Consider the following 19,532-nt stretch of genomic DNA (forward strand, 5'->3'; position numbering starts at 1 on the left):
ATTGAAAAGACCAAACCATTTTTAAGATGAATTTTTTAGCTTACGAAATACCTGAGAACAGACTTAACCTATCTTTTGGACTAACCAACTCTTTGTATTCGAACAACCTGATACCGTCAATATCCTCGACAACGAAGATAGCCCTATCACTTAGGCTCATCTTTCTAACACCAGACTGACTAAACTTGGTCAATCTAGCGAGAACAGAAGGATTGTTTCCAGGGACACTAAGCCATTCACTTAGCGGAGTTTCTTCTTTGTGATTCATTTAAAAAGCCTCATACCTTTGGAGCACCATAAAATACTACCTGTGGTTATATTTAATGTCAATACCTATGGTTATGGCAAGTTAGTACTCCAGGTATTACGATCAAAGCATGAGTAAAAAGAAAATATTATCTGAAGAAGAAATAGCAGAATGCTTGGCGCTTAAAAAAATATACGACGAAAAAAAAGCCAAGCTAAAGCTCACCCAAGAGGCTTTAGGAGATGCGCTCGGCGGCATTTCCCAAGCTGCTGTGAGCCATTATCTGAACGGAACGAATCCATTAAATGTTAGGGTTGCGATAGTATTTTCCCGCCTACTCAGAGTGCCAATATCTGATTTTAGCTCCAGATTGAGTAGGGATGCAGAGCTACCACCGAATATTGACGATGACAGCCGAATGAGCGAGCTGGCTGAGGCCGTCAGAGGATTAGAAGATAGGGATTTTATCGAGCTGATAGAGCTAGCTAAAACTAAGAAGAAGCTAAGCGGTGTTGCTTAAGATCTTGTGCGACACTTACAACCAATTCCATATCACCACATGAAAGCTCTCTGCATTCAATCATTAATTTAGACAATAAATAGCCTTCACTGTCATCATACCGGTCGCCCACATTACCATAGCCATATATCAACCATGCTGGTGAAACATCAAGAAATTTAGCAGCAATCATAAGCTCATAAAAATTCACATACTCCCCTTTAGTTATTTTCTTTGCCGCCGCATGATAGGCACTATCTTCTGGGGTGATACTGTCTATCGATTTACTCATATGCACCTTGGTTTTTCTAGCTCGACGAAATCTGAGACTAAGCCCCCCATCCATTCTCAATAAAGATTCGGGTGAAGAAAAAATCTGCGATACAGTTCCATCTTGCTCAATGTAATCATCCTCATCGTATTTAGCGCCAATCACAGTGAAATCATGACTAACACTCTCAATTAGTGACTTTAGTTCGTACATCTGCTTTTTCGTTAACTTAGCATCAGATCGAATCTTAATCGTTACTATAGGCACTAAGTATCTCCCTGGGAATAAAATCCACTATGTGACAATAAATAATAAAAATAATATCTGGTTATATCTTAAGCGAATTTTACATGAAATCATTATGGCATTCAAAACTCTATTTTCTTTAAATAAGTTATACATTTCCGAAAAAATATATTGATTTTTTAAAGTCAAGACTAAAGCCAAAGGTTTTTGACACATAAATCCTTATTTTGGTTAAATCTGGGTAGTTTTTATAACGTGGATTTGCCAACTCATAATAAGGAAGTATGTATTGACATTTTCTTATAATTTAAAAATCTATTAGTGGCACCTTAAATTATTGATTTAATCGAAAATATCTATTTTTTTGGATTTCACCTTCCCGTAGAAGCAAATACACAGCAAGAAAACCCACCTTAAAACAGCAATTAAAATCAAAAAATTATCCGCTACTTAAAAAATATAACTACAGGTATTGACAATAATATAACCTCAAGTATTATTAATTGTACGACGCACCATCAAATCGAAGTTTATTTTCACCCACAAAGGAAAGCAGCATGAACTTTGACATAGATAGAGTTAGACGATTGGCAGCACAAGCAATTTTTAATCTTTCACGCGCTCGATGTGCTCAGCGCATGATAACCAACACACTAGGGATTTAACTTATGGATATCGAGGCGAATAGAAAACGCGAAGCCACTGGAATAATTAGATTTACTGAAGCCGAGCGCGAAGATGAAAGCATCACCTATGTTTATGGCGTTAAGCCAGAACTAAAGCACAGCATTGAGAAAATACTAGATGCAAGCAGCAGTAAATCATATGTAGCCAAGAGCCTATGCCTTGCAGGCGTTATAGAAGCCATCGACAGCTACCTGTAAATATGCTGAGCAACCCAACAGGAAAATAATATGAACACTGGAATACTCAGCAATATAAAAACTCTTTGCGACCGAGGTGCAATTTTTTATGTATCTCACAGCGGTGGAAAAGACAGTCAAGCCATGTATGCCATGCTAAAAAATCTTGTTCCGCACGATCAGATTGTTGTTGTGCATGCTGACCTTGGTGAAGTTGAGTGGGATGGCATACAAGAGCATATAAAATCAAACATTCACCACCAGCTAAATATTGTTAAAGCTGTCTGGAAAGATGGCCGCGAAAAGAATTTACTTGATTACGTACTGCATCGCTTTAGCGTTCGGCCCGATGCCCCAAGCTGGCCAAGCGCTGCGTCACGCTGGTGTACTTCAGAGTTAAAAACTGGGCCAATTTACAAGTTTATTCGCCGAGACATGAAAGCAAGACAAGCCACTCTTGCGGTGAATTGCTTAGGCATTCGAGCGGAAGAATCCTGCACACGCTCTAAAAAACTAAGCTTTGAAACAAATAAAGAGCTAAGCAAAGCAGGACGGGAAGTGTATAACTTACTACCCATTTTTACGCTTACAACTGAAGATGTATTTAGAACCATTGGGCTTTCGAATCAAAAACCATTTTGGGCATATAACGCAGGCAACGAAAGATTATCATGCGTTTTCTGTGTCCTAGGCAGCGACAACGACTTAAAAAACGGCATGAAGCATCGACCCAGCTTGTTTTCCCGCTACAGAGAATTAGAAAAAACGGTTGGTTACACAATGTTTCACAAAAAATCTATTTCTGAACGCGTTGGATTAATACCAGCAATTAATATTTAGGAAAAAAGACCATGGCCACCATATTTATTCACCCTACCGCTATCAACGAAAAATGCGTTAATCAATTATGCAAAGCCACGGGGATGCTGGCGGAATTTAAGAGCGGCACCAACTACGTAAAAATGATTAGAAAGTTTCGCCCATTACCAACCAAACAAAATATTAATAGCACAACTAAAAAGTAAATTCTATTCACTCCTAACGAGGGAGGCAACGATGTACAGAAAACCAAAACTAGAATCGATTTCTAAAGCCGCCACATCTTTAGGTGTTGAATCAAAAACACTTTTTTCTATGCTTGAAAACAACGGCATTCTCTATCGCGATCGCGACAACAAATGCATTGCAAGCAGTCAGCAAGTAAGGCTAGGTCGATTCATTAACAGCGAACGTGAAATAAATAAAGGCACTCACACATTCACTATTCGTGAAGTAAAAGTCACAGAGAATGGAAAAGCCTTCTTGCGTGGGTTTATAAACGATCACGAAGAAGCAAAGAAACAGGAGCCTTCATCATGAACGCCAAGAATAATAAATCCTGCCTGCGTAGTTACCTATGGCTCTCGATTGCGCTGGCATTAATCGTTGTTTCAATGAGCCTGGAAAATTACTTTTAGAGGACACTCACCATGGCACACCGTGCAGATTTATTTTTACATACCGTATCCGAACTGCGAAGCGGTCGGACACAACAAGAGCTAAGCGAAACACTAAACGACTTAGTTGGCAAATGTCGTGATACTGGCAAGAAAGGCGCTATCACATTAAAGATATCCATCATCCCAGATAAAGGTGATACAGGGCAGTACTTCTTAACCGACACCATCACCACAAAAGAGCCTGAGTTTGAACGAGGCCAGACCATCATGTGGGGCACCCCTGACGGCAACCTGCAGCGCACAGACCCAAGTCAAGGCGAATTAAATCTACGGGCTGTCAGCGAAGAACAGACAACTGCTCGCCAGATTGTTGAAACCCAACAAACACCGAAATCTCTTTAACAGTCTTCACTAACCAATAAAACGATAACGAGGAATATTATGAACGACAGCAATAGTGACATTGTCGAAATCTTTGAAAAGGGCAAGACCCAAACAATACAGACAAATGTCGATAACGTGCCGGTATTTATTACACCAGAAGGCATGGAAATCCATAGCTTAGAAAATTTAGTAGATAGTCGCGCAGAAAAACCTAAGCGACTAGAGCAACATATTACGCTACTTTCAAGTGAAAGCTTTATCGAGTACTACAATAAATTTTCCACTACTGATAGCGCTATTTTTGTTGACCAGCAGCAAGGGGATTTTGTTGCAATACTAGACTATCACGCAGATCATGACACACCCGCATGGTGCAAACATGTAGCGCGCTATCGATGCCCCAAGACAAAAGAATTTTCGACATGGGTGCTAAATAGCAACAACAAAATGGGGCAAGAGGATTTTGCTTTGTTTATCGAAGAGAACTCGCGCAACATCGCAGAACCCAATGCCGCCGAAATGCTAGAAATTGCATCATCACTGAAAGCCAAAAAAGATGTTGATTTTAAATCCAGCATCCGATTAGACAATGGCGAAACTCAGTTTGAATATGTGGAAAGCATAGGCGCAAATGCTGGGGCCAATGGACAGCTAAGCATTCCTGAAAAAATCAAGATCAACACAAGAGCATTTCAAGGTGGCGATACCTACGAGCTTGAGGCCCGCTTTCGCTATCGCATTCTGCAACAGGGTTTGCAGATGTGGTACACAATCATCACGCCACACTTGGTAATAGAGGATGCTGTTACACAGGTAGTAGACGAAGTAAAAGAAAACATTAATGAAGGCTCTGTTTTTATTTCAGAAGCACCACTGTAAACCCTAACACAATATATTTTTTAAGGCACTCACCCATGGCAAAACACAACATTAAAACAAGAGCGCGTCGATTGGTTAAAGGTATGTCTTTGTCATGGGTTGATAAAAACCCAGAGAAAGACGAAGTCACAACACGCCAAGCCCTCAACTTTAAAGTGGGACATAAAAACCCTGTCATGCGAACAATGGCAGACCAAATGTTCAAGCAACATAAAAACACTATTTATTTTGATATTCATTTGCTTTGGGAGCTAACAGCAACGACGGTTTTTAAATACCCCAATGGCTTAGAGCAACGCGAAGAGACAACACTAAAAGCCTACACAATTCTTGCAGAACTCAACAATATAATTCTTGAGGAAATAGAGCGCGATCGTCGATACGGCGAACACTTTGAGCACGTCGAATTTAAAGTTAAATGCTTGGATATCAATCCAGAGAAAAAAAAGGCACAGCAAATGAAGCGGCATAACAACATACACTCATTAATTACAATTGCCATTATTGCCACAGCATTATCGTCAGTCATAGGAATCTTTAACGATGAAGAAAACAGTAAAAAAAGTAGTAAATTTTATGAAAAGGAAAGCCGGAAGGTTATTCCGATTCCTGGGACTACTCTTCACCGGAGTAACATTCATATACGCCGCCAGCGCCCCACTAATGCTAAGTAACGATCCAACCATTAAGAGCGTGGTTAGCGGTAATGAATTGCTCTCGATACTATCTTTGATTATTTGGTCACCCGCTCTCTTGTGGGTTTTATTCGATGAATTTATAGGACTTGTAGCAAATCATGAAAAGTAAAGCAGAAGATATGTTTGAGAAAAGATATATTAAAGAAGATAAAAAATTACAACCTATAGATTATTTAACCATTACAGCAATAGCAATAGTAGCCACTGCTATCACATGGGCCGCACACATAAAAACTGGCGTATTTGGATAAAAAGGCAAATGTCATGAATAAATCTAAAATAGATGGTTACAGATATGGAAAATAAATTTAATGACGGCGATTATCGGATTGAATTAAACCCTAATTACGAAGCCAAAAAGGCAAATGCTTTTTTAATTAAAAAAGCAACATTTGAAAGCGATGAAAAGTGTATTGGTAGCATCGACTTTGAAAACCTAAGAAAAAAATGGAGGGTCTCAGTTGACGACAACTACGACCCTAAAACCGATTCAGATTCTAGGATAGTAGGCTATTTCACTCTGCAAGATGATGCATTAAATAGACTATGGTTAGAACGATTTAACGTTTAAACACTAACAGCTATCAAGCAAGAATTGAGAAGTAGGAAAAAACATGATTATAAATGGCAAAGAAATAAAAGCATTAGCAGAATACGCAGGCTTTAAGGTCGAGAGCGATGGCATTGACAATGAATCTCTTTACGAAGCCGAATACACACTAGCGCATGGCCTTAATATTTATGACGAGGAAGATGGCACATCGAAAAAATACTCAATCAGCGTGCAGTGTGACGGCTGCGAACATAATGAATGGAACCCGCTAAGCGATAGGTAAAAGCAAGATGAGCACCAGCAAAGATAATACCAACGAACCTAGACCAGAGGTTATTTTTATCTCAAAGGGCCTAGAAACACTACCAATAGGACAGTTTGCTAAAATGCTTGGCTGGACTCGTCGGAAAGTAGAATCAAAGATACACCGAGTTTGGATAGAAAAAAAACACTATCACTACGACCCGGACGGGGAAATACACATTAATTTAGCGGAGTATAACAATTGGACAAAAAGTGGCCCGGGATCAAAGCGCGGGAAAAATCAATCCAAATCTGGTTCAGCTGGCAAGGCAAGAGAGTCTGGGAAACACTCGACTGGAATCCAACCCCTTCCAACTGCGAAAAAGCTTCTCGACTTCGGTCAAAAATTACGACTTTAATAAAGGCGGGCGTATTTGACTATGCCGAACATTTTCCATCATCACCGAGAGCCCAGAAGACCATAAAATCAACAAGGTTTTTCGATGTAGCACTAGACTGGCTTAAAAGCCTATCTGTACTCGATGATACAAAACGCGACTACAAACGCATATTAAATAGACACTGGTCTGCACTCTTCCCAATCGACATTAAAGATATCGACTACTCGCATATAAATGAATGCATAACCGTCACGCAGCTGAATGAAAAGTCACCAAAGTACTTTAATAACGAAATTGGGCCATTGAAGAGCATTTTTAAGTTTGCAAAAAAAATGCGGCTTATCTCTGATGATCCATGCGACGATCTAGAGCACCGAAAGTTAAACAAAGATTTGCCTGACCCTTTTGAGCGCGATGAAGTTGAAAAAATAATTGAATATTTTTACAACACCTCAGAATGGGGACCATATTTTGAAGTCGCTTTTTTTACGGGGTTGAGAAACCCATCGGAAATAATTGCACTGCCAATCAGTAACATCGACTTCAATAAAGACTACATAAGAATTGACCAAGCGGTCTCAAGGGGTACATTAAAACCTCACACAAAAACAAGGGTTATTAGGGATGTTCACTTAAATCCGCGAGCAGCCCAAGCACTCAGATTGTCGCGGAAAAATCACCCAACGAATGAAGGCCCAATATTTAGGCACCCATCCAACAGCGATCGAATAATGACCGGCGAAGTTCAGAACGATCTTTGGAAATCAGCACTAACAATTTTGGGCATTCGTCATAGACCCATGAAAAACACCAGGCACTCATATGCCACATTCTTATTAGAAGAAGGAGTAAACCCAGCGATTGCAGCTAGAGAGCTTGGCCATAGCGTTCAAGTATTTTTGACCACATATGCGAACTGGATAAATAAACAGAAAACACTAGAAGAATTTAAGAAAATTGATACTGCTGCAGGACAAAGTGTGGCAAAAAGTGTGGCAAAGACATCTAGCGTCGACGCTAAGTTATTGATTTTAAAATAGTTTTTTGGGGTGAACGACGGGGATCGAACCCGCGACCACCGGAATCACAATCCGGGGCTCTACCAACTGAGCTACGTTCACCATTACATATGGATATCAATAAAGAACAAAACCGATAGCATCATATATAATTTAAGCATAGTTAACAGCTTCATGCATAAAGCTATATCACCATTAACTAAAGACACTTGCCCCTAGAGATACTATGGCGCGCCCGGCAGGATTCGAACCTGCGACCCACGGCTTAGAAGGCCGTTGCTCTATCCAGCTGAGCTACGGGCGCTTATTGAGCTCATTAAAGCAGGCTCGAAATGGTCGGAGTGGAGGGATTCGAACCCCCGACATCCTGCTCCCAAAGCAGGCGCGCTACCAGGCTGCGCTACACTCCGTAAACCTCTGTCTCAACTCAAACAGTCATGTTTCGAGAGGCGTGCATAATACCCATGCTCCCCCCTCTCGTCAACGCCAATTTGAAACATTTTTTAAATTGGTGTTTTATTAGCTATCAGTTTGATTTTATTCATTTATTTGTTGCATTAGTCAAGCTATGGGACAATGGCGGTCTATTTAAAATATTCACTTATCCCGAAAGGACCGTTTTTACATGAGCGCGTTAGTTCTCGATGGCAAAGCCCTGGCACAAAAAACCGAAATCGAACTTTCACAACGTGTTTCTGCGTTGCAAGAACAAACCGGGAGTACTCCCATCTTGGCCACCATCTTGGTAGGTGATGATCCCGCCTCGGCCACTTACGTTAAGATGAAAGGCAACGCTTGTACCCGGATAGGAATGGAATCACTGAAGATCGAGCTCCCCTCCTCTACTACAACCGAACAGTTGTATAACAAGATCATGGAGCTCAACAATAATCCAAATGTGCATGGCATCCTCTTACAACATCCCGTACCAGAGCAGATTAATGAGCGTTTATGCTTTGATGCAATCGATGCGAGTAAAGATGTGGATGGTGTAACATGCTTGGGATTTGGCCGCATGGCGATGGGGGAAGAAGCCTACGGCTGTGCAACACCAAAAGGTATTATGCGACTATTAGAAGCTTATGATATTGCTTTAGCAGGTAAACATGCCGTAGTAGTGGGACGCAGCCCTATATTAGGCAAACCCATGGCAGCCATGTTACTCAACGCCAATGCAACAGTTACTATCTGTCATTCGCGTACCGTCAACTTGTCCGACCACATAGCTCAGGCAGACATCGTTATAGGTGCTGTAGGCAAGCCGGAATTTATCAAAGCTCAGTGGATCAAAGAAGGTGCCGTAGTGGTTGATGCAGGTTACCACCCCGGTGGAGTTGGTGATATTGAACTGGCTCCTCTCAAGGAAAAAGCCAGCGCAGTAACACCTGTTCCAGGGGGTGTCGGGCCAATGACTATTAACACCTTGATCTACCAAACCGTGGACTCAGGAGAACGCAAGCTTAGGTCTGAGTAGTTCGGGCCTAAAAAAGCCATAACACAGTGAATATGTCGTGAGAACCCCATGCGATTAGATAAGTTCATCAGCAACAACACTCAATATAGCCGCTCCGATGTGCGCAAACTTATCAAAGCTAAACGTGTGTGTGTCAACGGTGAAGACGCGGAGTCACCAGACGACAAAGTAAAAAGTAGTCGCGACATTGTCACTATAGATGGAGAAAAAGTTAAGCCTATTGGTAATGTTTACCTCATGCTTAACAAACCTGAAGGTGTTGTCTGTGCCAATACGGATGGAGAACACCCAACGGTTATCGACCTTTTGCAACAAGATGAAAGTTTTGTTGGAAAAAAAGTAAGTACACTCCCTATCAAGGACTTGCAGATAGCTGGCCGACTGGACATAGATACAACAGGCCTAGTACTAATTACCAATGATGGCAAATGGAACCACACTATTACCTCACCTAATCATGCCTGCAAAAAAACCTACCATGTATCTCTTAAAAACCCTTTGGCACCGCAGGTGCCAGAAATGTTCGCTAAAGGGATTCACTTAGAAGGTGAGAAAAAGAAAACACGGCCTGCCATACTGCATGTTATTACTGCCAAGAAAGTAACTTTGTCGATAAGCGAAGGCAAGTATCATCAAGTGAAACGCATGTTCGCAGCAACAGGCAATAAAGTTAAAGCGCTACACAGGCATTCCATTGGGGGACTGGTGTTAGATGAAGCGTTGGCCCCTGGGCAATATCGTCATTTAACAGAAAAAGAAGTAGCAGCACTTGCACAAAATGTAACGAAACAACCAATATAATGTCCGATAACCTTTTCAAAGACCTGTTCACACACTACGCCAGCTTTAAACAAGTACATAAAACAACCCAAGATCTGTTAGTCGCTGATGAGAATATTACCAACGATGTACTAGAAATACTGAAAACATACCATGCCAATGTGTTAACAAACCGCAAAGATATTGCTCAACAATGTCATCAACTGGACATTGCGCACTATTTTTCAGACTTTGATTTTACCTCGATTGAATTCCCCTTAGACTGTATCGTTTATCGCATTTCTAAAGAGCGCCCAGTATGCCATTTTGTTTTTAACCAATTAACAAAGCAGCTTAAGGATCAAGGCACACTGATTATTGCGGGAAAAAAAAATGAAGGAATAAAAGGCTATTATCAGAAGTTGGTGAAAGATCTTAAATTCAGCGGACATCTTAAAAAGCAAAAGGAGCATTACATTGCTACGCTACAGAAAACATCGTTGAGCTCACAGGCTAGGCCATTAGATGACAAAAACTACCAGCAACTCGATCAAATAGAAATTGATTCCCCCGAATTTGGCCACTTAAGTTTCTATAGTAAACCTGGAGTCTACGGCTGGAATAAAATAGATAAAGGCAGTCATATATTGTGGCAAACCTGTATGGAAGACATGCAAAAAAACGGAGTAAAACCAAGCTCAGTCGTAGATTTGGGTTGTGGCTATGGTTATTTATCCATGCAGGTGCTATCTACCTATAAAAACACTACCTACAAAAATACATCCTACCAAGATACAGGGTACCGGGATGACACCCTTACCTCGTTGCAACAGTTACACGCAACTGACAACAATGCAGCGGCTATTAAATGCTGCAAGAAAAACATACAAATAAGCCATTCTACATCAGAGATAACCGTCAGTGTTTCTGCTGATGATTGCGGTCAAAGTATAGGAAAAGAATTTGATCTATTACTTTCCAACCCTCCTTTTCATCAAGGCTTTGATCATTCAAAATCTCTCACAGATAAATTTCTAAAGAATGCGGCAAAACTTCTAAATGCACAAGGGGTGGCCTATTTCGTTGTCAATGCGTTTATCGGCATAGAGAAAAATGCAGAGAAGTACTTCAACAACGTGCGCACAATAAAAAATACGGGGCAGTTTAAAGTAATTAAGCTAACCCTGTGAGCAAAGCAGCACCAAAGAACATGACTCTAGACAACCCGAGTCAAGGCGAACTTTAAGTCTGACCTTTTAGTTTTAGGGCGAGATAAGATAAAACGTTCAAGATTTTGATTAAATACTTTTTTATCACAGTGCTTTTTTAAGCAGACACCAATAGCATTTTCATATTGCGGTGTTGTTAGTCGATAGACAGACTCGAAACCGCTGGCGACGATAGTCTTCTTACTAAATGCCTGCCTCAGTTGTTTAGCATCTTCAAAATTTACAACCAATATCCCAGCTGACGTTAAACTCTGAGCCAATGCAGACAACCATTGTTCATCCATGGGAACCGCTCTTATTGCTTCAGACGGATCGTTTTGAGCACCACAGAACAAATCTTCAACAATAAAATCTACTGACTGATTATCAATTTTTGTGAAATAAGAACAAGCATTGGCCTTGTGCAATGTAACGTTTTTACTATCATCTAAAAAGAATCGCTTTGCGATACTCAGATGCGTAGCGTCCAGATCTACGCCTTGAATTTTTTTAGGTGCGATAAAATAGTTTAATAAGTTAATTACTGTACCACCGCCAACACCTAATACTATGGCATTATCAAGCTGCCGGGGAGAAACGTAAAACATTGCGGGCAAAAAAAGCAAATCCCAGATATGTCCAGCTAGGGGCCGAGAAGGATTCCATTGGCTGTGAAAAACACCGCTGGTATAAAGGCGAACGCTGTTACCGGCTGTACGCACCTCATAGAGTTGATCTGCTGTTTGCTTTTGCCACACTATTGCCATAAGCGTTGTTCTTCACAAGCAATATCAAACGTTGCTAAGTTTTTAGTATGAATAAATCGATTCATCATATTATCACCACAACTATGGCGGAACAAAACACCGTGCCCGGCATTGTTTATCACTACATGCTTGGCATTAGAAAAATGCTGTGCTAATTCCTGCCCCCAACTACTAGGCGTTATAGGATCATGGCTGCCAGAAAAAATCAATGTTGGTTTATCTGTATAGGGAATATCTTGAACATGATATTGAGCTTTAAAATCATACAATTTACATGCATCGTATTGCCAAGAGGTCTGAAAATAATCCGCTACCTGTGAAGACGCTTTGGACAAAGCATCTTCCACTTGTTTATACGCTTGTGGCGCATTATCAACGCATTCCGTGGCAAAATACACCATGCTATTAAAGCCTTCATCAAAAATATTTATTACAAAATCCTCAATAACCATATCAAAATTCTGATCCACATTACCATCTAATGCAAGTGTTGCTAAACCTAGGTAAAACAGCTGATACATTTGCTCGTTATAGAGGACGGAAAAACTAAGTTCTAACAAACGGTCTGCTGTTAAAACAAAGGGAATCACTTCACTGGTCTGCCAATCAACAACATTAAATTTTCTTGGATGTTTTTTTAATTCAACACTTAGTTTCTGATACAGCTCTTGATAGCTGAATTCACTATCAGGCATAATTTTTTGAAACAAATTATCGTGTAAACGAAAAATACGCTCATATAAAATAGGCCAATCAGAAAAAAGACCTCGTTCAAAAGGATAAGGAGAATCAAGTATGAGAGACTTGATATTATTATCTTTTGCCGCTGCCAAGGCCACACGGGTGCCATAAGAAACACCCCACAAATGAGCATTTTGATAGCCTAAAGCCCGAACCATTGCATTGACATCACCTGCCTGCTGTTGAGTAGAAAAAGCACTCAAGCCATTATTTACCTGGTTCTTGCCCTTCTGTAAAGTATGAACATACTCTGCCAATTGTTCAAAACAGGGTTCAAGTTCACGATTCAATAACGACATTTCTTCATCTACCTGCAGGGGTTGAGAAAGCACATATTTCATTTTTTTATCAAAGGCTTCACATTTCCAAACCCCTTTACCCTGCCCCGTACCTCTTGGATCAAATATCAATAAATCAAACTCGGCACCCGAGTCTTCCAACCATTTCACCCAATATTCAATTTCTGTCGCACTTGTCATGTTGCCTTGACCTGGACCACCGCCAATGTGAACAAGTAAATGCCTTGAGGATAGTGGTTGATCAGTTTTATTGCGAATTAGGGCTAACGGTAACATAAAGCCACCATCTGGCGTCGAGAAATAGTAACACTTGACTGTACTTTTAGATGCGTAATGAAAATTACAATAACGCGAGCGCAAATGATTGGCCGATGATAAATCATCTTGCTCATATCCTGTTGAGCTTGAAAACTGCAACACCGCCAATGGAATTATCGAAATCAAAAGAAGAAAAACGATAAAGACACTAGATATAGGTTTTTTTTTCAACTCAAAAACTCATGACGTATAAGAATTTACTTCAGCATAGGCCAGGGTAATTCCCAGGGCCTAGACTTTTGAAGATACAACTCTTGGAATGCCGAGTTTAAAAAAAATTCCCCAAAATTTGGCTGGCAAGAAAATAAAAATTCTTTACCTTCAAAAAAGAACCGCAGATAACTTGCATGTAAATACATTCTATCTGCCATATCACCGGCATAGCGCTTATCGCCAGTGATAGGAGCACTCAAAGATTTCAGTGCCACACGAATTTGATGTGTTTTCCCGGTATGAGGTTTGATTAAAAAACCACGCATGCCCTGTTCTAAAGAAAAGCTGAAAAATTGTGTAACCGCGATATTTGTTTTTTCGCGCGTCAGTTTCCAACTGCCATTGCGGGTTTTTGCCATCGTACCGATTATAGCGCCTTGCTTTTTATTTGGTTTTCTATTGCTGATCGCCCAATAATATTTCTCTACCTGTTTATTAAAAAATAGCTGTGAAAGATTACGATTAGCTTGTGAGCCTTTAGCGAGAAGCAATAGGCCTGAAGTCTCTTTATCAAGTCGATGCACAGGAAAAAGTTTGTCGTCATCCAATTGAGATCGCAAACGACTGACAAGCCCTAGCGGTTCGTCATTCCCAGAGTTATGCATAGAGAGACTAACAGGTTTATTTACCACGATAAAACTATCGTGCTCAGACAATAGTTGAATTTTGTCATTCATAGAGAAAGGTAGCGCCATTTCATAACTGCTGTATTGGCAAGTTATGAAATGGCTGATAGGTAAACATTAACGATCTTTGAGACCGAAACCTTTTAGTTTATTTTTAAGCTCGTCTTCTTTTTCTTTCAGTTTATCTTCTTGTTCTTTTAATTTGTCTTGATTGCCTTCTAGCTTCTCTTTAAGTTTATCTTTTTTATCATCAACCTTTGCTTTTAACTCTTCTTTTTTGGCTTCTGCTTTCGCTTTTAATTCTTTTTCTTTTTCCTTCAACTTAGCTTCTAACTCTTCTTTTGCTAGCCCTTTAATGCGCTCTTCCACCGCTTTTTTAGCTTGCTTGATAAGCGGCTTGAGAATAGCAACACCAAGTTCTTCAGGTGTCAGCCCTGTTGTCTTATCACCAATATTTGAAAGCTCAAAACTAGGCAGAGGTAAAGCATAAGAACCATACTTCTCTGTGACAAAGTTTATTGAATTGTCGGCAAAACGTACTTGCTCCATCATTAAGCGAACATCTCTAGCTTCACCCGACTGTGAAGGCTTTTCTTGTTTCGGGGAAGATGCACCCGAATCCAAATTATCAAGTAAAGCTTGCAGGTTAGTGCGCAAGCCCTTTTGCTCAGCGACAATATCGACGCCCTCAATAGTAAAATCTTTAATCACAACCACATCCGATGTGACAGACGCTGGATCTATCTGCAGACGAATAGTATCCCACTTAAGTAAGTGGGGTGAGGAGAAGCCTTGAGGATTACCGATAACAAAATCATTCAGTTCCCCCTTACCCTCAGTCAGCGCAATATCTACTTGATCCAACAAAACATTGGTTTGCGTCACTTCAGGACCAACGGTTTCTACGGTCTCTTTGACTATTTGATTGAGGTTACCCAATACAAATACGACCACACCGACCACAATGACAAGTAGAAGAGCAATCAGCCCCCCAAATATTTTTATTCCTTTCACGATTCCACCTCACTTTGTTCGATTAACACTCACCGAAAACGCATCACTACCTTCAATCCAGAGTGCATTTAGATCGAGAGACCGGTAAATCCAGATTTCAGCGATTACGTCTTAGTTAGCCAATAGCATAGACCCGGAAGATTAGCATAAACCCCGCTATATTTGTGCCAAAAACCCCCACATAACGATTATTTTACTTTTGTTACGTGGATGAGTGCGAGCACTGTTTTGATACAGCTTGGCACTGTACCTAGCTGAACGTCTTGCGCAACACCAATAGCCCTCATAATTCATACAATAACGCTTGATAATATTGCCGAAAAAAACGTATTCTGAGGTGAGAACGTGGTATCTTATTTTTTACATTTCCTGCTGATAAAAATTAATATAAGCGCTTCAAATAGTGGGCTTAACTGCTGGAATCTGCCAACACTCACTGAAGTAATAGATAACAATCAATTGAAGTAAAGTGTAAAAATGAAATCAGCCATAAAATAAAAAACGAAAATGAAATAAAAATGATAAAAATGAAATGAAAATAAAATGAACATAAGTAGGTGCACATGATTCCAGGTCACATGCAGCAACACAAATTTAATTTGATTCATATTCTTCAATACGCGTCACGCTGGCATAATCAGCAAGAGATAGTCACTAATAGCATTGAAGGCGGCATCCATCGCATTAATTACGCCGAACTATACAAGCGGACGCTAAAGCTCGCGAATGCACTCACATCCCTTGGCGTTGTCGCCGGTGATCGTATCGGCACAATGGCATGGAACACGTGGCGCCACCTAGAATGCTGGTATTCTATCGGCGGTATGGGTGCCATCTGCCATACGCTCAACCCTCGCCTGTTTCCCGATCAGATTGACTACATCGTCAATCACGCAGAAGATAGTTTTATATTCGTCGATATTACTTTCGTTCCCGTCCTTGCCAATGTTATTGACAAACTAACATCCCTTAAAGGTTTGATTGTTTTAACAGACCGGGATCACATGCCAGATACCACAGCTATCGATATTCCTGTTTATTGCTATGAAGAGCTTTTAGAAGCGGAACCTGATGCGTTCACTTGGCCTGAATTCGATGAAGAAACAGCCTCATCACTATGTTATACCTCGGGGACAACAGGCCATCCCAAAGGGGTACTCTACTCTCACCGGTCCAATACCGTTCACGCCTTAGTGACCGCAGGTGCTGACCTGTTTAATATGACACCAAGCGATGTGTCGTTGATGGTGGTACCTATGTTCCATGCTAATAGCTGGGGACTAGCCTACAGTGTCCCAATGATCGGCGCCAAACTCGTCATGCCAGGGCCGCATATGGATGGCAAGAGTATGAGCGAGCTGATCAACTCCGAAGGTGTCACCAAATCGGCGGCGGTGCCAACAGTTTGGACAGGTTTGATCAATTATCTAGACAAAAGTAATACCAAAATTCCTTCGCTCAATGAAACCATTATCGGTGGTTCTGCAGTATCTCGCAGTATGATTGAAAAGTTTGAGCGAGATTATGATGTCAATGTTATCCAGGCATGGGGAATGACTGAAACCAGTCCTCTGGGAACTATTAGTCGTCCAACGCCAACAATGAAATCTCTTGATCCAGAAGAGTTGATGGCTTTGCGATTGAAACAGGGAAGAGCTCCTTTTGGGGTCGACCTCAAAATTGTCGATGATGAGGGACAAACCCTACCTCATGACGGTAAAGCCTTTGGTCGTTTACTAATTAAAGGGCCTTGGGTAATAGAACGCTACTATCGAGCAGATGAATCAGCTTTAGATGCACAAGGGTGGCTAGATACCGGAGATATAGCAACTATCGATGCCTACGGTTTTATGCACATTACCGATCGCTCTAAAGATTTGATCAAGTCCGGGGGGGAATGGATTTCATCTATTGATATTGAAAACACAGCTGTTGGCCACCCGGATGTCAATGTAGCTGCATGTATTGGAGCTAAGCACGAAAAATGGGAAGAACGCCCTCTCCTACTTGTGGTATTGAGAGAAGGATGCACGCCGAATAAACAGAGTATTCTTGAACACATCGCGCAAGAACACGCTAAATGGCAAGTCCCCGATGACGTGGTGTTTATCGACTCAATGCCCTTAACAGCAACCAGCAAAATTGACAAAAAACCCCTCAGAAAAGAATACAGCAGCTACTACATTCAGGCCTGTTAACAACAGGCTTTTTTACGTCACAGATTCGATGCTTGACATCAGATATGCAGATCAAAAAAGTCTACACTGTTTTGCCAGATATGATCCGCCAACACGGTTTCATCCATTTCACGTTGATTAGCGATACAACGTAAGATGTGAGGCAGATACTTAGGTTCGTTGCGCTTAACTTTAGGTTTATTGGGCAAGTCCCTGGGTAGTAGAAAAGGCGCATCTGTCTCAATCATTAATCTATCCAATGGGATTTTTTCGGTTAGTGCCCGCACATCTATACCTCTTCTTTCATCACAAATCCAGCCTGTGATACCTATGTAAAACCCTAATGCGAGATAATCCTCAAGTTCATCATCAGAGCCAGTAAAACAATGCACTACCGCCTTATTGATTTTATTGGCATAGGGCCTAACAATTTCAATAAAACGCTTATGTGCATCACGCTGATGCATAAATAAGGGGGCATTTAGCTCTGCAGCCAATTCGATTTGTTGTTCAAACACTCGTTCTTGAACAGGCCTTGGGGAAAAGTCTCGATTGAAGTCGAGGCCACACTCCCCTATCGCTACGGTGCTTTGATGAGTATATAAATCGGCGAGTACTGTAGTAAAATTAATACTAGCATCTTTCGCATCATGGGGATGAATGCCCGCTGTGCTGCATACAACATCGGGAAAGCGTTGCGCTAATAGCTGTGCTTTGAGTGAGCTTTTCTCACTGGTGCCTGTGACAATAATTTTTCTTACATTGGCAGTAATCGCATCGTCTACTACCTGAGTTTGATCATGCGCGAATTGCTTATTCGTAAGGTTTACACCAATATCAACCAATTTCATACACATATTCTCCTGCCCGAATTAATTGTTATCTTCCTTTACCTAGTAAGACTTCACCGCATATATAGGTCTTTATGAAGTAAGGACTATAAAAAACGAAGTGAATGGTAAAATCTGCTAAACAAACCTAGCATGCGACACTGCCAAAATGCCCATAACTATTATTTCTTGTGTTTTCGCTCTATAACACGGCATACTAACATCTGTTAATAGGCCTTTGGGCCATTTACCTAAATCTGCATCTGCGGGAACAGGACTTCATCCTCCTATATATTGAGCCCATTTTCATGTTTTATCGATTAAGTTTTATTATTCTTCTTATCACTTTCAGTTTTCAAACAACAGCGCAGCAAAACAAAGCCACCCTCTTTACACCTGAAGGCGAAGCCTTTCCTCGAGTGCGGCCGTTAAACTTTCTCAACGAGCAATTTTTGGAAAAGCAACGCCAACGAGTTGACTCTCTAACCCGCAAGCACTTTGGCAAAAACTTAGGCGAGGGTAAGACGAATATTCCTCTACTGCAGCGTATCATCAGGGAAAATATTCTAGAGAAAACAGATGTCCAGGAACTTCAAGCTCTTGGCGTTGTTTTGGGCGACATTTATGTGGAATCACACCAAAAACTCAACTGGCAGGTATATCAAGACGACTTGGGAAAGTCTCACGCCGTATGTATTGATAACACTAAACATTGCATATTTCCTGTGACAATGCTGTCTCGCAGAATGGAAGTAGGTAGCCAACCGGATGTGAATCGTGTTTACAAAAAAGGTATTGATGCCATAAAACAATATTTACCGCAGCTACCGTTTCAACGCGACTAAAAAATTTTAAAAATATACAACATCAATTAAATACTCTCTTTAATTCATAGCTTAATCGCCATAAAATAATCACATTGATAATTTAAATCGTATAACTTTTTGGGTTATCGATTTTGATTATCGATAATACATTGAAAACATCAATATAAAAGAATCAATATCTACAGTCGGGGTTCCTCGATCGGACAGAAAGATTCTTAAAATAAATTGCAGGCCGTTTTTATGTCTCAAAAACTTACTGGCAAAGTTAAATGGTTTAACGATAGCAAAGGTTATGGTTTTATTAGTCGTGATGATGGAGCTGATCTTTTTGTCCATTTCAGCAATATTTCAGGTGGTGGCTTTAAAAGCTTAAAAGAGGGACAGGAAGTAAGCTTTACTGAAGGCGAAGGCCGCAAAGGACCGCAGGCTGAGAACGTGGAAGTTGTATAACTGTATCTGCAACTAAACCCATATCACTCGCTCCAATAGCTAGTAACTTGGCTGTTATAGACTCTATTTGCACCCTTTAAAAAAATA

At 40.7% G+C, this 19,532-nt stretch carries 26 protein-coding genes and 3 tRNA genes; 19 read left to right on the forward strand and 10 right to left on the reverse strand.

Features of this window, described 5'->3' with window-relative positions; translation table 11 throughout:
* Positions 1-40: 40 nt before the first annotated feature.
* The gene (locus BVC89_RS16330; RefSeq protein ID WP_086932219.1) at positions 41-268 is read right to left on the reverse strand and encodes a hypothetical protein; all 228 of its coding nucleotides are present in this window, start codon (positions 266-268) and stop codon (positions 41-43) included.
* A 109-nt stretch (positions 269-377) separates the two neighbouring features.
* Here BVC89_RS16330 and BVC89_RS16335 point away from each other — a divergent pair, with 109 nt between their 5' ends.
* Complete coding sequence (locus BVC89_RS16335) at positions 378-767, forward strand: helix-turn-helix domain-containing protein (RefSeq protein ID WP_086932220.1); 390 nt, start codon at positions 378-380, stop codon at positions 765-767.
* Here BVC89_RS16335 and BVC89_RS16340 read toward each other — a convergent pair.
* Positions 739-1,284: a hypothetical protein gene (locus BVC89_RS16340; protein ID WP_086932221.1), complete on the reverse strand. Its 546-nt coding sequence runs from the start codon at positions 1,282-1,284 to the stop codon at positions 739-741. The two genes, BVC89_RS16335 and BVC89_RS16340, sit on opposite strands and share 29 nt — an antisense overlap.
* A 647-nt stretch (positions 1,285-1,931) precedes the next feature.
* Between BVC89_RS16340 and BVC89_RS16345 the strand changes: the two genes are divergently transcribed.
* From BVC89_RS16345 to BVC89_RS30725, 12 genes are all read left to right on the forward strand, one after another.
* Complete coding sequence (locus BVC89_RS16345; protein WP_086932222.1) at positions 1,932-2,147, forward strand: hypothetical protein; 216 nt, start codon at positions 1,932-1,934, stop codon at positions 2,145-2,147.
* Between the two features lie 30 nt (positions 2,148-2,177).
* Positions 2,178-2,966: a phosphoadenosine phosphosulfate reductase domain-containing protein gene (locus tag BVC89_RS16350; RefSeq protein WP_086932223.1), complete on the forward strand. Its 789-nt coding sequence runs from the start codon at positions 2,178-2,180 to the stop codon at positions 2,964-2,966.
* A gap of 11 nt (positions 2,967-2,977) precedes the next feature.
* Positions 2,978-3,151, forward strand: a complete 174-nt coding sequence (locus tag BVC89_RS29830; protein ID WP_158657986.1) for a hypothetical protein — start codon at positions 2,978-2,980, stop codon at positions 3,149-3,151.
* 31 nt (positions 3,152-3,182) lie between these two features.
* Positions 3,183-3,485 (forward strand): phage antirepressor KilAC domain-containing protein, encoded by a 303-nt coding sequence (locus tag BVC89_RS16355; RefSeq protein ID WP_086932224.1) that lies wholly within the window; start codon positions 3,183-3,185, stop codon positions 3,483-3,485.
* A 110-nt stretch (positions 3,486-3,595) separates the two neighbouring features.
* Complete coding sequence (locus tag BVC89_RS16360; protein WP_086932225.1) at positions 3,596-3,967, forward strand: hypothetical protein; 372 nt, start codon at positions 3,596-3,598, stop codon at positions 3,965-3,967.
* 39 nt (positions 3,968-4,006) lie between these two features.
* On the forward strand, positions 4,007-4,828 hold the full coding sequence (locus tag BVC89_RS16365) for a YfdQ family protein (RefSeq protein ID WP_086932226.1): 822 nt from the start codon (positions 4,007-4,009) through the stop codon (positions 4,826-4,828).
* 35 nt (positions 4,829-4,863) lie between these two features.
* The gene (locus tag BVC89_RS16370; RefSeq protein ID WP_086932227.1) at positions 4,864-5,502 is read left to right on the forward strand and encodes a hypothetical protein; all 639 of its coding nucleotides are present in this window, start codon (positions 4,864-4,866) and stop codon (positions 5,500-5,502) included.
* 122 nt (positions 5,503-5,624) lie between these two features.
* On the forward strand, positions 5,625-5,777 hold the full coding sequence (locus tag BVC89_RS29835) for a hypothetical protein (RefSeq protein WP_158657987.1): 153 nt from the start codon (positions 5,625-5,627) through the stop codon (positions 5,775-5,777).
* 44 nt (positions 5,778-5,821) lie between these two features.
* Positions 5,822-6,097 carry a hypothetical protein gene (locus BVC89_RS16375; RefSeq protein ID WP_158657988.1) on the forward strand — a complete coding sequence of 92 codons (276 nt, stop codon included), beginning with the start codon at positions 5,822-5,824 and terminating at the stop codon, positions 6,095-6,097.
* 43 nt (positions 6,098-6,140) lie between these two features.
* Positions 6,141-6,362: a hypothetical protein gene (locus BVC89_RS16380; RefSeq protein ID WP_086932229.1), complete on the forward strand. Its 222-nt coding sequence runs from the start codon at positions 6,141-6,143 to the stop codon at positions 6,360-6,362.
* Positions 6,363-6,369: 7 nt separating this feature from the next.
* The gene (locus BVC89_RS30355) at positions 6,370-6,741 is read left to right on the forward strand and encodes a hypothetical protein (RefSeq protein WP_245929109.1); all 372 of its coding nucleotides are present in this window, start codon (positions 6,370-6,372) and stop codon (positions 6,739-6,741) included.
* Entirely contained in the window at positions 6,633-7,763 is a 1,131-nt protein-coding gene (locus BVC89_RS30725; RefSeq protein ID WP_425428395.1) for an Arm DNA-binding domain-containing protein, read from the forward strand. Before BVC89_RS30355 ends, BVC89_RS30725 begins: the two co-directional genes overlap by 109 nt.
* 5 nt (positions 7,764-7,768) lie before the next feature.
* Here the strand turns inward: BVC89_RS30725 and BVC89_RS16395 are convergent.
* The 3 genes from BVC89_RS16395 to BVC89_RS16405 form a co-directional block, all read right to left on the reverse strand.
* Positions 7,769-7,844, reverse strand: a tRNA-His gene (locus tag BVC89_RS16395).
* A gap of 125 nt (positions 7,845-7,969) precedes the next feature.
* Positions 7,970-8,046: transfer RNA gene (locus BVC89_RS16400), tRNA-Arg, on the reverse strand.
* Between the two features lie 29 nt (positions 8,047-8,075).
* Positions 8,076-8,152 (reverse strand) — tRNA-Pro (locus BVC89_RS16405).
* Between the two features lie 215 nt (positions 8,153-8,367).
* On the opposite strand from BVC89_RS16405, the gene folD reads away from it, so the two are divergent.
* From folD to BVC89_RS16420, 3 genes are read left to right on the forward strand one after another with little or no spacing between them, the layout of a single operon-like run.
* Entirely contained in the window at positions 8,368-9,216 is an 849-nt protein-coding gene (gene folD, locus BVC89_RS16410; RefSeq protein ID WP_086932231.1) for a bifunctional methylenetetrahydrofolate dehydrogenase/methenyltetrahydrofolate cyclohydrolase FolD, read from the forward strand.
* A gap of 48 nt (positions 9,217-9,264) precedes the next feature.
* The gene (locus tag BVC89_RS16415) at positions 9,265-10,017 is read left to right on the forward strand and encodes a pseudouridine synthase (protein WP_086932232.1); all 753 of its coding nucleotides are present in this window, start codon (positions 9,265-9,267) and stop codon (positions 10,015-10,017) included.
* Positions 10,017-11,165 (forward strand): class I SAM-dependent methyltransferase, encoded by a 1,149-nt coding sequence (locus tag BVC89_RS16420; RefSeq protein ID WP_086932233.1) that lies wholly within the window; start codon positions 10,017-10,019, stop codon positions 11,163-11,165. The genes BVC89_RS16415 and BVC89_RS16420 overlap by 1 nt, the downstream gene beginning before the upstream one ends.
* 26 nt (positions 11,166-11,191) lie before the next feature.
* Here the strand turns inward: BVC89_RS16420 and BVC89_RS16425 are convergent, their stop codons facing one another.
* The 4 genes from BVC89_RS16425 to BVC89_RS16440 form a co-directional block, all read right to left on the reverse strand.
* Positions 11,192-11,950 carry a polyamine aminopropyltransferase gene (locus BVC89_RS16425; RefSeq protein ID WP_086932234.1) on the reverse strand — a complete coding sequence of 253 codons (759 nt, stop codon included), beginning with the start codon at positions 11,948-11,950 and terminating at the stop codon, positions 11,192-11,194.
* Complete coding sequence (locus tag BVC89_RS16430) at positions 11,941-13,479, reverse strand: alpha/beta hydrolase (RefSeq protein ID WP_103654278.1); 1,539 nt, start codon at positions 13,477-13,479, stop codon at positions 11,941-11,943. The genes BVC89_RS16425 and BVC89_RS16430 overlap by 10 nt, the downstream gene beginning before the upstream one ends.
* Before the next feature lie 26 nt (positions 13,480-13,505).
* Complete coding sequence (locus BVC89_RS16435; protein ID WP_086932236.1) at positions 13,506-14,198, reverse strand: TIGR01621 family pseudouridine synthase; 693 nt, start codon at positions 14,196-14,198, stop codon at positions 13,506-13,508.
* Between the two features lie 66 nt (positions 14,199-14,264).
* The gene (locus tag BVC89_RS16440; protein WP_086932237.1) at positions 14,265-15,161 is read right to left on the reverse strand and encodes an AsmA family protein; all 897 of its coding nucleotides are present in this window, start codon (positions 15,159-15,161) and stop codon (positions 14,265-14,267) included.
* A gap of 563 nt (positions 15,162-15,724) precedes the next feature.
* Between BVC89_RS16440 and BVC89_RS16445 the strand changes: the two genes are divergently transcribed.
* Complete coding sequence (locus BVC89_RS16445; RefSeq protein ID WP_245929113.1) at positions 15,725-17,359, forward strand: long-chain fatty acid--CoA ligase; 1,635 nt, start codon at positions 15,725-15,727, stop codon at positions 17,357-17,359.
* A gap of 38 nt (positions 17,360-17,397) precedes the next feature.
* Here BVC89_RS16445 and BVC89_RS16450 read toward each other — a convergent pair whose 3' ends face one another.
* Positions 17,398-18,189, reverse strand: a complete 792-nt coding sequence (locus BVC89_RS16450; RefSeq protein ID WP_158657989.1) for a TatD family hydrolase — start codon at positions 18,187-18,189, stop codon at positions 17,398-17,400.
* Between the two features lie 287 nt (positions 18,190-18,476).
* Here BVC89_RS16450 and BVC89_RS16455 point away from each other — a divergent pair, with 287 nt between their 5' ends.
* Positions 18,477-19,013 (forward strand): DUF3806 domain-containing protein, encoded by a 537-nt coding sequence (locus BVC89_RS16455; protein ID WP_086932239.1) that lies wholly within the window; start codon positions 18,477-18,479, stop codon positions 19,011-19,013.
* Between the two features lie 222 nt (positions 19,014-19,235).
* A complete protein-coding gene (locus BVC89_RS16460) occupies positions 19,236-19,445 on the forward strand; it encodes a cold-shock protein (RefSeq protein WP_086932240.1) in 210 nt (69 codons plus the stop codon).
* Positions 19,446-19,532 lie beyond the last annotated feature (87 nt).

Source organism: Agarilytica rhodophyticola, from assembly GCF_002157225.2.
Lineage (GTDB): Bacteria > Pseudomonadota > Gammaproteobacteria > Pseudomonadales > Cellvibrionaceae > Agarilytica > Agarilytica rhodophyticola.

Excerpts from the sequence above, each read along its gene's own strand:
- BVC89_RS16330 (WP_086932219.1), bottom strand. The coding sequence starts at position 268 with ATGAATCACAAAGAAGAAACTCCGCTAAGTGAATGGCTTAGTGTCCCT.
- BVC89_RS16335 (WP_086932220.1), top strand. The coding sequence starts at position 378 with ATGAGTAAAAAGAAAATATTATCTGAAGAAGAAATAGCAGAATGCTTG.
- BVC89_RS16345 (WP_086932222.1), top strand. The coding sequence starts at position 1,932 with ATGGATATCGAGGCGAATAGAAAACGCGAAGCCACTGGAATAATTAGA.
- BVC89_RS16350 (WP_086932223.1), top strand. The coding sequence starts at position 2,178 with ATGAACACTGGAATACTCAGCAATATAAAAACTCTTTGCGACCGAGGT.
- BVC89_RS29830 (WP_158657986.1), top strand. The coding sequence starts at position 2,978 with ATGGCCACCATATTTATTCACCCTACCGCTATCAACGAAAAATGCGTT.
- BVC89_RS16355 (WP_086932224.1), top strand. The coding sequence starts at position 3,183 with ATGTACAGAAAACCAAAACTAGAATCGATTTCTAAAGCCGCCACATCT.
- BVC89_RS16360 (WP_086932225.1), top strand. The coding sequence starts at position 3,596 with ATGGCACACCGTGCAGATTTATTTTTACATACCGTATCCGAACTGCGA.
- BVC89_RS16365 (WP_086932226.1), top strand. The coding sequence starts at position 4,007 with ATGAACGACAGCAATAGTGACATTGTCGAAATCTTTGAAAAGGGCAAG.
- BVC89_RS16370 (WP_086932227.1), top strand. The coding sequence starts at position 4,864 with ATGGCAAAACACAACATTAAAACAAGAGCGCGTCGATTGGTTAAAGGT.
- BVC89_RS29835 (WP_158657987.1), top strand. The coding sequence starts at position 5,625 with ATGAAAAGTAAAGCAGAAGATATGTTTGAGAAAAGATATATTAAAGAA.
- BVC89_RS16375 (WP_158657988.1), top strand. The coding sequence starts at position 5,822 with ATGGAAAATAAATTTAATGACGGCGATTATCGGATTGAATTAAACCCT.
- BVC89_RS16380 (WP_086932229.1), top strand. The coding sequence starts at position 6,141 with ATGATTATAAATGGCAAAGAAATAAAAGCATTAGCAGAATACGCAGGC.
- BVC89_RS30355 (WP_245929109.1), top strand. The coding sequence starts at position 6,370 with ATGAGCACCAGCAAAGATAATACCAACGAACCTAGACCAGAGGTTATT.
- folD (WP_086932231.1), top strand. The coding sequence starts at position 8,368 with ATGAGCGCGTTAGTTCTCGATGGCAAAGCCCTGGCACAAAAAACCGAA.
- BVC89_RS16415 (WP_086932232.1), top strand. The coding sequence starts at position 9,265 with ATGCGATTAGATAAGTTCATCAGCAACAACACTCAATATAGCCGCTCC.
- BVC89_RS16420 (WP_086932233.1), top strand. The coding sequence starts at position 10,017 with ATGTCCGATAACCTTTTCAAAGACCTGTTCACACACTACGCCAGCTTT.
- BVC89_RS16425 (WP_086932234.1), bottom strand. The coding sequence starts at position 11,950 with ATGGCAATAGTGTGGCAAAAGCAAACAGCAGATCAACTCTATGAGGTG.
- BVC89_RS16435 (WP_086932236.1), bottom strand. The coding sequence starts at position 14,198 with ATGAATGACAAAATTCAACTATTGTCTGAGCACGATAGTTTTATCGTG.
- BVC89_RS16445 (WP_245929113.1), top strand. The coding sequence starts at position 15,725 with ATGATTCCAGGTCACATGCAGCAACACAAATTTAATTTGATTCATATT.
- BVC89_RS16450 (WP_158657989.1), bottom strand. The coding sequence starts at position 18,189 with ATGAAATTGGTTGATATTGGTGTAAACCTTACGAATAAGCAATTCGCG.
- BVC89_RS16455 (WP_086932239.1), top strand. The coding sequence starts at position 18,477 with ATGTTTTATCGATTAAGTTTTATTATTCTTCTTATCACTTTCAGTTTT.
- BVC89_RS16460 (WP_086932240.1), top strand. The coding sequence starts at position 19,236 with ATGTCTCAAAAACTTACTGGCAAAGTTAAATGGTTTAACGATAGCAAA.